Below are 14,522 nucleotides of genomic sequence, written 5' to 3' on the forward strand. Positions count from 1 at the left end.
TTTTATGTTGGCATTTTGCTTAATAAAGGGTTTCCTACCGGATTTATTCCCTTTTGTAATAGTTCTTTTGCGGCCATCACTGCCCAGCATTTGTCACTGGAGTGAATATTTTTGTAAAAAGAAAGTAAAATATCAGGCCTCACAACGGTAAATCCATTGGTTTCCAATATCTCTAGATCATCTCTTTCAAAGAAGTCTATGGTAATTCTGTAGAATTTGTCATTTTCAAGCTTAACCGATTTTTCGTACCTGCGAAAGTTTTCTTCACTCGGCAGATGGTCATATCGGGTCCAGACTTTCTGGAATCCTTCCTGCTGAAGAATGATCACAACTTCTGCTACATTTTCTTTTTTTACAAAAACATCAATATCCTTATGATCATGAGCGTGTTTGTATTCTGTATGCCCTCTTTCAGACATAAAATGCCACGCCCAACCTCCTGATATAATGATTTTATCTTTTAATTTATCTAAAATTTCGAGCCCGAACCGGATTCTGAATTCAGGCCAGACTTCACCGTATCTTTTTATGTTATGTGGTGCTCCCATTTCTTTGTTTTTAAATATTCCCTGATTAAACCTTACAGGTTTTTGAAACCTGTAAGGTTATAAAATATTAGGCTAATTACTTATCCATTCTCACAATTCTCGGCTGGAATGTTCCCAGGATATCTACCAATTCACTCTGTGCATTCATCACTTCATTGATGTCTTTGTAGGCCATTGGTGCTTCTTCCGCATTCCCGCCCATTAATGTGACATTTTTTAGTTTCAGCTCTTTTTTGATATCATGCTGAGTGAAAAGACTTCTGCATTCTCCTCTTGAGTATGCTCTTCCGGCGCCATGAGATGCAGAATTCAGGGATTCCGGGTTTCCTTTTCCACGAACGATAAATCCTTTCGCTGTCATGGATCCGGGTATCATCCCCAATTCATTCTCATTGGCAGGTGTTGCGCCTTTTCGGTGAACAATCACTTCTTTTCCGTTATGAATTTCTTTCCACGCAAAATTGTGATGGTTTTCAATTCTCGCTTTTACTCTTCCACCGACTGCTTTTACAAGCCTTCTGTGAATATCATCGTGGCAGGCTGAAGCATAATCTCCGGCAAGGTTCATTGCAGTCCAGTATTCCAGTCCCAGATGAGTACTAAGGTCCAGCCATGCGAAGTTTTGGGCTTCTTTTGGTAACGGACACTGCTCTGTCGCCATTCTTGAATAATATTGTGCGATTTCCGCTCCCAGACCTCTCGAGCCACTGTGAGAAAGTACTCCCAGATATTTTCCTTTTGGGAGGCCAATTTGTTTGTCTTCTTCAGTGATTTCCACTTCCCCGAATTCTACAAAGTGATTTCCTCCACCTGAGGATCCCATCTGTTTGATGGCTTTTCCCTTTAATCTTCTTAAGATCGGGATCATATTGAATGTATCTCTGTCGAAAATCTCATGATCTATGTGAGATTTATGAGTCTCATACATCCCGAATTTTGTATGTTCAGCAAGCGCTTTTTCATATTTATCTCTTGCCCCTTCAAGATATGAAACTGGTGTATCCAAAATACTGAGGCTCATTCTACAGCCAATATCCATTCCTACTCCGTAAGGGATTACCGCATTTTCCACTGCCAGAACTCCTCCTATGGGAAGTCCGTACCCGCTGTGGGCATCCGGCATTAATGCTCCCTGAGTAGAAACAGGCAGTTTCAAAGCTGTGTATAACTGATTTTTTGCCTCTTCTGAAATATTGTTTCCAAAAATCTGAAAGGAAGCACGTTGTGAATTCAACATTCTTTTTTCAGTTTTTTTGGATGAAAGAAGGGTTTCTGCAATCTGTCCGAAAGTAAGATCTTTTTCAAACTCTTCCGGATTCAGCAGGATTTCCTTTAAAAGAGATTTTACGTGGTGAATATTCTTCGTTGCAAAATTTCTTTTCATGACTTCCAATGCTACGTTTACGCTTTGGTTATTTGGATAGCCCAGTTTTAATATATCTTTTCCTTTTAGTTTTAAATTTCCCATTGTTTTTGTTTTAAATAACAGTTGGACTCATAAGTCCTCTAAGCTTTCTGCAATCTCTGTTGCAGACATTGTGCAGGTAACATATTTCCTGCTTTTGATAAGTTTTCTTTGATACCTTTCTTTCCATGGATTCGACTTACATAGAATTGTCTTATTCATAATCCCTATTACCTTATACTGACCCAAATAGAAATCCAGCGCTGCATATTCTTTTTCCAGCTCCAAATCCAGGGGTTTGTAATGGGTAATCATATTGGGTTTTATCCTTAGAGCAAATCTCCATGGTTCAGTAAATTGGTAGTAGGTTCCGAATATCTTACGGACAGGGCAATAATCTTCTTTCTTTTCAAAGTATTGTCTTTCTCTGTCGGTAAGTTCCAATTTTGGATAATTCCAGGAAAAAGAAGTAATATACCTGAGCTTCTGTTCTCTTTCTACATATATCTTTCTTCCGAACTTTCTTTTCTTTTTTAGAAATTTTCGGTTGTCAGAATACATATAGGTATTTATCTTCTTTAAAATTCCTTCGAAAAAATCTCTATCTTTGGATTCTTTTACATCATTTCTTACAACAAAGAATCTTACAAATCCTTTTTGATAAGGTTTATCCAATGGTATCAACGGAAGATTTTTTCTTATTTTCCAGAGTGCTCTACTACGTTTGTATTTTGTTCTTATCTGCTTTTCTACATCTTTTCTAATTGTTCTTTTTCTGCTTCTCACGCTTCTCAGGCGGGAAAACAGGAGGTTATCATTTTCCATTATGAACAGAAGTCTGATGTGAGATACCGGAAACTCAATTGTTTTTTATCTCACACAACTTTTAATCAACTAAAACACTAGTTGAATGGATTAATAATAGACTCAATAGTTCTGAGGAATGTACCTCATCCTATTTTGCCTTTAATGACACTTAAAAAATTTCGGGGAAACTTGGGAGTTTGAAATATTGCGCAATAAAAAACCCGAAATATCTACGACTTCGGGTTTTGATATTTCATTGTACTGTTATTCTAAGAATGTACCAAACCGCGAAGCCTTACCACCATAAGTGGCAATCCAACTGTAGAATTCTGATTAGTTCTGAACATTGCTTCGTTGTTTTTTATTGGTTAAACTTGATTTTCAGGTGCAAATATATACATTTTTCTGAAAATCAAAATATTTTTTTTCCCTTAAGGTGAATAATACTGAGAAAAATGGCATCAATTACCTTTGTCATCCGTTTTGTATCCAGTGTTTCCAAAGTATCGGTAGTTTCGTGATAATTTTTATTTCTGAAGAAAGAAGTATCGGTGATTATGAGGGCAGGGATTTCGAAATTCCAATAGTTCAGATGGTCGGAATAGTCTATTCCTGCAACAAATTTGGGAGCAGAGAACGTTTCTGTTTTGATCTGTTTGGAATCTTTGAAATTTCCTATAAAGTTTCTTACAAAAGGCCCTGCGCCAGTCATTTTTTTAACCAGAGTAATAAAATTTTCGGTTCTGAAATAAGGCGGCTCTTCCAGCGTGTAAGCAACCAAATCTACTCTGTACTTCAGCTTTTGTCCTTTCAACATTCTTGCGAGCTCCAAAAGGGCAGTAACTCCGGTGGCATTATCGTCTGCTCCCTGCTGATCTCCACAAACGTCGTAATGTGCTCCAATAATGATCCGTTTGGCATTTTCCGGACCAAAAGAAGTAATTACATTTTTATACACTTTACCGTCAACTTTATATTCCTGAAAAGTGGTATTGTCAACATAAGTAGCAAAGGTCTGATGAATATAATCTGCCACTGCATTTAGCTGATCAATATTTTTATGATTTCTAAACTGTGGAGTTTGGGTAAGTGCCATCAAATGTTTTTTAACAAGACTGGCATCCGCAATTACTGTGGAACTGGGTACTGATCTGTTTTTCTTTATTGAACCTAGCAAAAAAACTCCTGTAATAACAAATAAGCCTACGAAAAGAAACAGTTTTTTCCTCGTAGGCTTTATATTTTTAAAATTCACGGGTATATTTTTAACCTCTGTCCTGAAATTAAAACTTTTCTATTTATTTTTCTAAAAATCTTTCCAGAATTTCTACTGCGCATTTCGGAAGGTTGGTTCCAGGTCCGAAAATAAAGTCAGCACCGTTGGCATAAAGGAATTCATAATCCTGTTGCGGAATCACTCCTCCTACGACGATGGTAATATCGTCTGCTCCCAATTTGGATAGTTCTTCCACCACCTGCGGAACTAATGTTTTGTGCCCTGCTGCCAATGAAGAAACACCTAAAATGTGAATATCATTTTCTACGGCTTGTTTAGCGACTTCTTCCGGTGTCTGAAACAATGGAGCAACGTCTACGTCAAATCCCATATCGGCAAATGCTGTTGCTACTACTTTCGCACCTCTGTCGTGCCCATCCTGGCCCATTTTAGCGACCATTAGCCTTGGGCGGCGCCCTTCTTCTTCTTCAAATTTCTGAGTCAGATTAAGAGCTTTTTCAAAGTATTCGTTTTTACCGGCATTCATTGCGTATACTCCAGAGATTGTTTTAATATTTGCTTTATATCTTCCAAAGGTTTCTTCCATAGCATCACTCATTTCGCCAAGGGTTACTCTTCTTCTTGCAGCTTCGATACATAGAGCCAGAAGATTTCCTTTTCCCGTTTGAGCACTTTCGCGGATTTCATTCAGGATCTGTTCAACTCCTGCTGTATTTCTTTCCGCTTTGATCGTATTCAGTCTCTCTATCTGCTTTCTGCGAACTTCGGTATTATCAATGTCTAAGATTTCTATTTGATCCTGTTTTAATGAGGATTTGAATGAATTGACCCCGATAATGAATTCTTCTCCACTATCGATCTTAGCCTGTTTTTTTGCTGCGGCTTCTTCAATTCTCATTTTTGGAATTCCGGCTTCGATCGCTTTGGTCATTCCACCTTCCTGCTCTACCTCATCAATATACCTCATTGCTTCCTCAATCATTTGCTGAGTAAGGCTTTCTACAAGGTTACTTCCTCCCATCGGATCTACCACATCACATATTCCGCTTTCCTGCTGAAGGATGATCTGTGTATTTCTTGCAATTTTTGCTGAATAATCTGTAGGAAGGGCAATGGCTTCATCCAGTGCGTTTGTATGGAGAGACTGCGTTCCTCCTAATGCTGAAGACAGCGCTTCTATTGCTGTTCTTGTGATATTATTGAAAGGTTCCTGCTCAGTTAAAGACCATCCTGAAGTTTGTGAATGGGTTCTTAAAGCCAGAGATTTTGGATTCTGAGGATTAAACTGTTTTAAAAGGGTTGCCCAGATATATCTTGCTGCACGCATTTTTGCAATTTCCATGAAATGATTCATTCCGATTGCCCAGAAGAAGGATAACCTTGGGGCGAAATCGTCTACGTTCATTCCTGCTTTTATTCCTGTTCTTACGTATTCAAGACCATCTGCCAGTGTGTAAGCCATTTCAAGTACAGGCGTTGCACCAGCTTCCTGCATATGGTATCCGGAAATGGAAATGGAATTGAATTTGGGAATATTTTGCGAAGTGTATTCAAAAATATCTGCGATAATCTTCATGGAAGGTGCTGGCGGATAGATATACGTATTTCTTACCATGAATTCTTTCAAAATATCATTCTGAATAGTTCCGGAAAGTAACTCCTGCTTTACTCCCTGTTCTTCTGCCGCTACGATGTAGAAAGACAAAATAGGAAGTACAGCTCCGTTCATTGTCATGGAAACTGAAATCTGATCTAATGGAATTTCATTGAAAAGGATTTTCATGTCTTCCACAGAGTCTATGGCAACTCCTGCTTTTCCTACATCGCCCACCACTCTTGAGTGGTCAGAATCATATCCTCTGTGCGTTGCAAGGTCAAATGCTACTGAAAGTCCTTTCTGACCTGCAGCAAGGTTTCTTCTGTAGAAAGCATTGGATTCTTCAGCGGTAGAAAATCCTGCGTACTGACGGATCGTCCATGGTTTCTGAACATACATGGTAGAGTACGGCCCTCTCAGATAGGGAGCAATTCCTGGAGAAGTCTGCGTTAATGATTCATCTTTTACATCTTTTTTTCCATAGGATGATTTGAGTTCAAGGCCGTCTTTTTCAAAATTGTAAATCTCTCTTTCCTGAGATGATACACTAAAATCCGGTTTTTTCACAGAAATTGTCTTTCGCATTCCAATTATTTTTGTCCCCGTAAAGTTAATTTTTTTGAGCGAAACATGAAACTTCTGTTAACGTTCTGTTTTTCTAAGTTTTAGTAAAAGAAAAAGGCCGGGCAAATGTCCGACCTTTCTTATTGGTATAAATTTAAATTATTTCTTTATTCCCATCTCAAATAAAGCAAATGATATAAGATCTGCATTTTCACTGATCACCTGATCTGTTGATCTTCCTGCTCCGTGACCTGCATTCTTCTCAATTCTTAAAAGAATAGGATTTTTGCATGCTTGTTTTTCCTGAAGCTCTGCTCCAAATTTGAATGAATGTGCCGGAACCACTCTGTCATCATGATCACTGGTAATGATCATTGTGGATGGATAGCAAGTTCCTGCTTTTACATTATGTACAGGAGAATAGGATTTCAGATATTCGAACATTTCTTTACTGTCCTCGGCAGTCCCATAGTCGTAAGACCATCCTGCTCCGGCAGTAAATTTATTATACCTCAACATATCCAAAACTCCAACTCCAGGGAAGGCTACTCTCGCAAGATCCGGCCTCATGGTCATTGTTGCTCCTACTAATAATCCGCCATTTGATCTTCCTGACAGTGCCATGTATTCTTTTGAAGTATAGCCTTTACTTTGAAGGTATTCTCCGGCAGCGATAAAGTCTTCAAAAACATTTTTCTTTTGCTGTTTTGTTCCTGCATCATGCCATTTCTTACCATATTCTCCTCCTCCACGGATGTTTGGAACAGCGTAAATACCACCATTTTCCATCCAGATCGCATTGACTACAGAGAATGACGGCTGAAGGCTGATGTTGAAGCCTCCATAAGAGTAAAGAATAGTAGGATTTTTACCGTCCAGCTTTGTTCCTTTCTTATAGTTGATCATCATAGGAACTTTTGTCCCGTCTTTTGAAGTATAGAAAACCTGTTCCGAAACATAATCATCCGGATTAAACTTCACTTTAGGTTTTTGATAGACTTCAGATTTTCCAGAATCTACATTAAATTTATATGTAGTGCCCGGTGTAATATAGTTGCTGAAAGAGAAGTAAACATCTTTTTCTTTTTCTTTTCCTCCGAATCCAGAGATATTTCCTTTCCCCGGAAGAGTAATTTCTCTAACCAGTTTTCCGGTTTTATCAAACTGTTTTACCTGATCTATGGCATCAATCATATAGGTTGCAAAGAAATATCCTCCACCGGAAGAAATTCCCAATACGTTTTCAGTTTGTGGAATCACGTCTTTCCATGTTGCAGGATCCGGATTAGCAATGGTAGTTTTTACAAGACGCATATTCGGAGCATCTTTATCTGTAAAAATGAACAGATCATCACCTTGTGTATCTACGATGCTGGCATTGATATCAAATCCGCTCATAATTTGCACAAAGTCTCCTCCTTTTTTAAGGTCTTTTATATACAATTCATTACCATTGGTAGCATTAGCAGCAGAAATAATAAGGTATCTCTGATCTTCAGAAACTCCGGCACTAAGATATCTCCTTGGGGTTTTATCTCCTCCGAAAATCAATTTATCCTGAGATTGTTTTGTTCCCAGTTTGTGAAAATATACTTTGTGCTTATCCGTCATTCCGGAAAGTACTGTTCCTTCTTTTGGTTTGTCGTAGCTTGAATAATAAAATCCTTCATCTCCCTGCCATGAAATTCCGCTGAATTTTACATCCAGTAAAGTTTCATCAATCTGTTTTTTGGTAACAGCATCAATGATGATGATCTTGTTCCAGTCGCTTCCTCCTTCAGAAATAGAGTAAGCTGCAAGGTTTCCTTTTTTATTGAATGAAAGATTGGAAAGAGAAGTCGTTCCTTTTTCTGAAAATTTATTAGGATCTAAAAATACTTCTGTAGCATTGGTCTTATTGTTGGTTCTGTACAAAACAGATTGTGCCTGCAGACCATCATTTTTATAATAATAGGTATAATCTCCTTCTTTGAAAGGTGCTGAAATTTTCTCATAATTCCAGATATCTTTCAGCTGGCTTTTGATTTTATCCCTGAACGGAATTTTTGAAAGATAATTCTGGCTGTAAGCTACTTCTTCATCTACCCATTTTTTTGTAGGTTCAGAATCGTTTTCCAGATCTCTGAAAGGATCAGAAACAGCGTTTCCGAAATAGGTATCTGTCTGGCTTCCTTTTAATGCTTTAGGATAAATCATTTTCTGAGAGTAAAAAGATGCTGAAAATAATACTCCAGCGGTTAACAATATAGGTTTAAAATTCATACTGATCGGTTTTTCTCAAAAATACGCAAAGTATGTGAAATAAAAAAAGTCCCGTTATATTGGGACTTTTTTATTCTTTATGATTGTATTTTCCGCCTATTCATTGGCTCCGAAGCTTTCAAAATAGAAGTCGGTAAGGTTGGAAACAATTTCATCAGGGCTTCCATTCCAATAGTATATTTTATCTCCTTCTTTAAGTTCATATAAACTAAAGTTTTGATCTGTTGTTACAGTCTTATTGGCATTTTTAAAATCCTGAACTGCCTGAATTAAATATTTTTTAAGGTCTTCCGTTTTTATTTTGTTCAGATCTCCTTTTGGTCCGGAAGTCAGTTTTGATGGAACAAGAAAACTTACAGAATAACTTATTTCAGCAATTTTTTGTCCTTCCACATGCTCATTCGGCACTACTTTTACGTCTTTAACGGTAAGTTTTCCCGTTTTAAAGTTTCCAAACATAGCTTTGAAATAATCTTCAGCTTCTTTTTTGCATGCTGCTGCGGTAGCTTTAGGAAAAGCGGCAAGAAAATTCTCTACACTGCCATTGATCATTTCCTGTGACGTTTCCTTAAAATCCACCTGATAAGCAGTCTGTCCGTCTACTGTAGGTTTTAAATAATCATTGAGTTTATTCAATGCTGCGTCATCATTATTCACAAAAGTACCAAAGAAGAGTTCAAAAGCTTCTTTAGGTTTCTTTACTTCTGTTTGTGCTATCAGTTGCTGCCCCATTATGGTAAGCAACAGCAGGAAAATAATTTTGTAGTTTTTCATAGTTGATATTTTGTTTTGTTATTGGGAAAAACAAAGCCCCTGAACAGTCAGAGGCTTTGTTTTTATTTATTTTAATTTTAATAATTCTCTTCTTCCCCTTTCATCTTCTCTGCATTTTCTGCCATGATTACAGCGTCAATCATTTCAGAAATATCACCATTCATATAAGCATCAAGGTTGTACATAGACTTATTGATTCTGTGGTCTGTAACTCTACCTTGTGGATAGTTGTATGTTTTAATTTTTGCAGAACGGTCTCCTGTAGATACCATAGATTTACGTTGTGCAGCGATATCTCCCTGTACTTTCTGTAATTCAATATCGTATAGTTTTGTTCTTAGCATTTCCATTGCCAGCTCACGGTTAGCAAGCTGAGAACGAGCCTGTTGACAAACTACAACAAGTCCTGAAGGTTTGTGGGTAAGCTGAACTTTAGTTTCAACCTTGTTTACGTTCTGACCACCTGCACCTCCTGAACGGGAAGTCTGCATTTCAATATCTGCAGGATTCAGTTCGAAATCAACTTCTTCAGCTTCCGGAAGAACAGCAATTGTAATGGCAGATGTGTGTACTCTTCCCTGAGATTCTGTTTCAGGTACACGTTGTACACGGTGAACTCCGGATTCGAACTTCATGATTCCGTAAACACCTTCTCCTTCCACTTTCATGATCAATTCTTTGTATCCTTTTGCAGCTTCGTTAGAATCTGTCACTTCATGTCTCCATCCTTTTGTTTTGAAATACATGGTATACATTCTGTACACATCTTCCACAAAGATAGCAGCCTCATCACCACCTGTACCTGCACGTAATTCCACGATAACGTTTTTGTCATCTGCAGGATCTTTAGGGATCAGTAATACTTTCAGTTCTTCTTCAAGACCAGGAATTTTAGCCTGAGCTTCCAGTTTTTCTTCTTTAGCCAGATCTACCAGGTCTCTGTCTGAACCATCTGCAATGATTTCTTCAGATTCTGCAATACTATCCAAAGCGCCTTTGTACTGATCGTAAACTCTTACAATTTTTCCCAAATCACTATATTCTTTGTTCAAAGAAGAATATCTTTTTTGGTCTGAAATGACATCAGGCTGTATAATAAGGTCTGCAACCTCATTATATCTTTGTTTTATAGCTTCTAATTTTGGAATTAATGATTTAGACATTGTAGAAATTTTGTGGGTGCAAAGATAAGGATTATTAATTCAAAATTAAAATTCCGAATCATCATAAATTTTTGAGCATTAGGGATAAAGGATGCAAAACCACAAAAAGACAGATTTACCATTCTGTATATTCCCCTTTCTGCATCATTAAGATTTAGTCTGAGCTCCTTTAGAAAGCCTTCTGTCTATCACATATAAAATAATTCCTACGGCGATAATTCCCAATCCTATCAAGCTTTCTTTAGGATTATGAATGAATGTAAAATAGAGAATATAAAAGCTGAACAGTAAAAAAACTGCCGGAAAAATGTGGAACGCATTCGACTTAAAGATTTTCCTGTCTTTTTTCTTAAGGAAGAATACGGTAGAAATAGCCAGACTTGCAAAAAGCTGCAAAATAAAGGCTGTATAGACAAAAATTTCTTTAAAACTTCCTGTCAAAATAATAACAGCTGCAATGACAGCATGAGCGAAAATAGCTCTTACCGGAATTCCTTTTTCATTACCCACAGATAATGGCTTCCAAATATGTGTATGTTTTGCAAAAGCCTGCGTTAATCTTGATCCTACCCACAGATAACCACTAATTGTTGCAATAAGCTGCAGGGCGATAAAAACATTAACGATTTTTCCAAAAGCCGGTCCCAGCATATTTACTGCAGCTTCTCCCATTACATCTTCTTTTCCTGCCAACTGACTTACAGGAGCGTGTTTCAGCATAATATAATTTACCAGAATATAGCTTACCGTCACGAAAACGGTTCCGATGATGAGTGATTTGGGAAGGTTTTTCTGAACATCTTTTATTTCTCCTGCGATATAGGAAGCTGAATTCCAGCCTGTGTAGGAATAAGTTACAAATACCAGAGAGGTAGCAAATGCAGGAAGTATGATCTCATTCTGCCAGCTGTCACTGAAATTGAGACTGTTGCCTATCTTTGGTGAATCTGAAATTCCTACCCCAAGAATAACCAGTACAATAATAAAGGCTATCTTAATGAATGTAAAAAAGTTATGAAATCTGCTGGATGTTTTCAGGCTGAACGATAATGCAATCGCCACCAGGAAAATAGCTGCAATCGCAAAGCCATTTCCAAAAGAATAATCAAATACAGAAAGGTATTTTGACATGGCCAATGCAGCCAGCGCAACCGGAGAAGAAAATCCAATAATGAGTGAAATCCAGCTTATCAAGTATCCAAATATCGGATGATAGGTTTCTGTGAGATAAATAAAATCTCCTCCGTTTCCTTTAAAATGTGACCCCAATTCTGCATAACAGAAAGCCCCGAACAAAGCGAGAACCCCTCCTATACTCCATAGCAGGAAAATACTGTAGGTATTGGTAATATCGGATAACTGAAATCCCAGGGTTGTAAAAATCCCTGTTCCGATCATATTGGAAACTACGATGGCTGCTGCTGTTTTCCAGCCAATCTGATGTGAGGTAGTACTCATTTACTGATTAAAAATTAAAATTAAGCCTTCCGAAGAAATAATTCCCCAGTGTTCCCATCTGAACCGGTGCATATTTGAATACTCCATAATATGAATTTCTATAAATCTGGCGATCCGGGAAGACATCAAATACATTGTTGGCTCCTATTGTAAAGTTGATACTTTTTGTAATATCATATCCAACACTGATGTCGGTAACGACCTTTGGTGAGAACTCCTGCACGTCTCCAAACGGATAGCCATCTCTTATTACTTTACCAAAATAGGTATTTCTTACGAGAAAATTGAACTTCCCGATTCCATAATTTAATCCTAATGAAGCTTTTGTTTTGGGAGAAAGAGTTTCAATGATGTTGATCTGATCCGGACCAAAAAACTGGTTCTGCGGAGTTCCTAAATTTTCCGGAAAGTGGAAATCTGTAATTTTGGTTTCCGTATAGTTTCCGGCAAGATTGATATTTAATTTTCCATTGCCAAGAATCCAGTCATAGGTTACTACAACATCAACTCCTTTTGTTTCGGTATCAATAGCATTCGCAAAAAATCTTCCGCTTTCTACCTTAAACTGATCTAATCTTTCATCAGTAATATTGCTGGTGATCACAATTCTGTCTTTTACTTTAATCCAGTATCCATCTATGGTGATTGTCAAATTGTTTAAAGGCCTTAAAGTAAATCCTGCACTTGCATTAACAGAGGTTTCCTGTTTTAGTTTATCAAATCCAAGAATTTCAGCGGCTTTGCTATCATTGCTAAAGATTCCCTTTGTAACAATCTTCTCGCCTGAAGTAGAAATATCAGCATAAGAGTTATTAAAATACTGCTGTTGCAATGATGGTGCTCTGAATCCTGTTCCCACTGCTGCTCTTACCGCATAATTCTTTACAAATTCATATCGTACAGCAAGTTTTCCATTCAGTGTATTTCCGAAGTCTGAATAATTTTCAAATCTTGCTGCTGCATCAATATTCAATTTTTTATCTAAATCATAGGAAACATCTGCATACACTGCGGTGGAATGTCTGTCTTTCTTCAATGCATTATTTGGAGAAAACCCGATAAAGGATTGAGATCCTCCCGCACCAAGCACTGTTGATCCTTCAGTGGCTACGTTTCCATTGATGTCATATTGGGTATAGGAAGCTTCATCACCTGCCTTGATCTGGTATTGTTCAAATCTGAATTCTCCTCCAAATGCGATATTGAAACGGTTTATATTTTTGGAAATATCAAGATTAATGGTATTTTGAAGAAAGCTATGCGCTCCGGCATAAAAACGGGTTGGAGATTTTGCTCCCAAAGAAGCGTTATTCGTATTGTTTACATTATAATTGAAGGTATTGCTTCCAAAGGTATTACTAAGATCAAAAAACCAGTCATTGACATTATATTTTGCTCCTACAGCATAAGAAACATCGTATACCTGGGAGGCCAGAGTTGCCTGAAATCCGTTCGGGTAAATGGACGAAACTACATTAGATTTTTCGCTCGGAAGTCTTCTGAAACCAAAGCCATTTCCTTCTTTGATGCTGAAACCGCCAAAAGAATACAGTTTAAAGTTATCGTTAAAAGGATATTCTGAATTGAAAAACAGCTGTCCCTGTCTGATCTGGGCATCTCCGATCTGAAAATTAAAATCGTCACGTGTTAATCCTCTTTTTGCAATTTCTGCATCATCTGCGGCTCTGGCAGCTTTTATGGCTTCTGCGTCCCCAGCAAATTCATAGGCAAAATTATCTCCGAAAATATCCAGGTCATGATTTTGCGTTCTTGTGGTTTTTCCTCTGTGACTTAGCTGTAATGAAAGATTAATATAGCCTTCTTTCTTTCCTAATGAGGCTCCATAATTAACTCCTGCCTGGTAAGTATCACCATCATTTCTTCCGGTTAACCCATAGGTAAGACTTGCTGAAGCTCCGGTATTTTTCTTAAGAATTATATTGATAACTCCTGCAATGGCATCAGAACCATATTGTGCAGCAGCTCCATCTCTTAATACTTCTATTCTATCAATTGCAATTACGGGAATGGTACTCAAATCTGTTCCTACAGAGCCATTTCCTACCGTATTCTGATAATTGACTAATGATGTGGAATGTCTTCTTTTTCCGTTAAGCAAAACCAGAACCTGATCGGGTCCCATACCTCTAAAAGTAACAGGGTCAATATGTTCTGTCCCATCAGAAGCAGACTGCCTCACTGCATTGAACGATGGAATCACGTAGTTCAGGAGATCCTGAGCCGTCATTTGCGGAGTGCTTCTCTGGATTTTATCGATATTAATTACATCTACAGGAACCGGCGTCTCCAGTTTTGTTCTTTTGACGTTACGGTTTCCAACGATGATAATATCTTCGATCTGTTTTCCTTTTTCCTCACTTTCCTGAGCAGCGACCAGAATTGCTCCAAGCAATAATACAGCTGTGCTTAATTTTTTCATTTTGTTCTTGCCAATTAATAATACGAATCTGACGGATCTTTCCGCAGATACACAAGACTTCAAGAAATGGAATTCATATAGAGTATTGACTTCACTTATCTCCCCCAAAGGGTTGGAATTAGCACCTTTACACTTCTGGAAACGTGTAGGTTGCTAAGGTTTCACCGGGCCAAATCCCTCCACCTTTCTTGATAAATCTACTGCAAAAGTAGACTATTTTTTTAAATGTACAAAAAAGCAGATCTGCTGTACTGCAAATCTGCCTTT

At 37.8% G+C, this 14,522-nt stretch carries 10 protein-coding genes and 1 riboswitch; all 10 genes read right to left on the bottom strand.

Features of this window, described 5'->3' with window-relative positions:
• Positions 1–2: 2 nt before the first annotated feature.
• Positions 3–548 (bottom strand): hypothetical protein, encoded by a 546-nt coding sequence (locus REB14_RS13115; protein WP_309522391.1) that lies wholly within the window; start codon positions 546–548, stop codon positions 3–5.
• A 76-nt stretch (positions 549–624) separates the two neighbouring features.
• The gene (locus REB14_RS13120; protein ID WP_309522392.1) at positions 625–2,016 is read right to left on the bottom strand and encodes an RtcB family protein; all 1,392 of its coding nucleotides are present in this window, start codon (positions 2,014–2,016) and stop codon (positions 625–627) included.
• 27 nt (positions 2,017–2,043) lie between these two features.
• The gene (locus tag REB14_RS13125) at positions 2,044–2,778 is read right to left on the bottom strand and encodes a hypothetical protein (protein WP_309522393.1); all 735 of its coding nucleotides are present in this window, start codon (positions 2,776–2,778) and stop codon (positions 2,044–2,046) included.
• 394 nt (positions 2,779–3,172) lie between these two features.
• Positions 3,173–4,015, bottom strand: a complete 843-nt coding sequence (locus tag REB14_RS13130) for a M28 family peptidase (RefSeq protein ID WP_309522394.1) — start codon at positions 4,013–4,015, stop codon at positions 3,173–3,175.
• Positions 4,016–4,058: 43 nt separating this feature from the next.
• On the bottom strand, positions 4,059–6,179 hold the full coding sequence (gene scpA, locus REB14_RS13135) for a methylmalonyl-CoA mutase (RefSeq protein ID WP_309522395.1): 2,121 nt from the start codon (positions 6,177–6,179) through the stop codon (positions 4,059–4,061).
• Positions 6,180–6,317: 138 nt separating this feature from the next.
• Entirely contained in the window at positions 6,318–8,420 is a 2,103-nt protein-coding gene (locus tag REB14_RS13140) for a prolyl oligopeptidase family serine peptidase (protein ID WP_079243517.1), read from the bottom strand.
• Between the two features lie 96 nt (positions 8,421–8,516).
• Positions 8,517–9,194 (bottom strand): hypothetical protein, encoded by a 678-nt coding sequence (locus REB14_RS13145; protein ID WP_309522396.1) that lies wholly within the window; start codon positions 9,192–9,194, stop codon positions 8,517–8,519.
• Between the two features lie 77 nt (positions 9,195–9,271).
• Positions 9,272–10,357, bottom strand: coding sequence for a peptide chain release factor 1 (gene prfA / locus REB14_RS13150; RefSeq protein WP_034692695.1), 1,086 nt, complete (start codon positions 10,355–10,357; stop codon positions 9,272–9,274).
• Between the two features lie 147 nt (positions 10,358–10,504).
• A complete protein-coding gene (locus REB14_RS13155; protein ID WP_309522397.1) occupies positions 10,505–11,815 on the bottom strand; it encodes an APC family permease in 1,311 nt (436 codons plus the stop codon).
• Between the two features lie 7 nt (positions 11,816–11,822).
• The gene (locus REB14_RS13160; protein WP_309522398.1) at positions 11,823–14,255 is read right to left on the bottom strand and encodes a TonB-dependent receptor plug domain-containing protein; all 2,433 of its coding nucleotides are present in this window, start codon (positions 14,253–14,255) and stop codon (positions 11,823–11,825) included.
• Positions 14,256–14,347: 92 nt separating this feature from the next.
• Positions 14,348–14,453, bottom strand: a riboswitch (SAM riboswitch).
• Between the last annotated feature and the right edge of the window lie 69 nt (positions 14,454–14,522).

The sequence above is a fragment of the Chryseobacterium metallicongregator genome (assembly GCF_031324065.1).
In the GTDB taxonomy this organism is placed as follows: Bacteria; Bacteroidota; Bacteroidia; order Flavobacteriales; family Weeksellaceae; genus Chryseobacterium; species Chryseobacterium metallicongregator.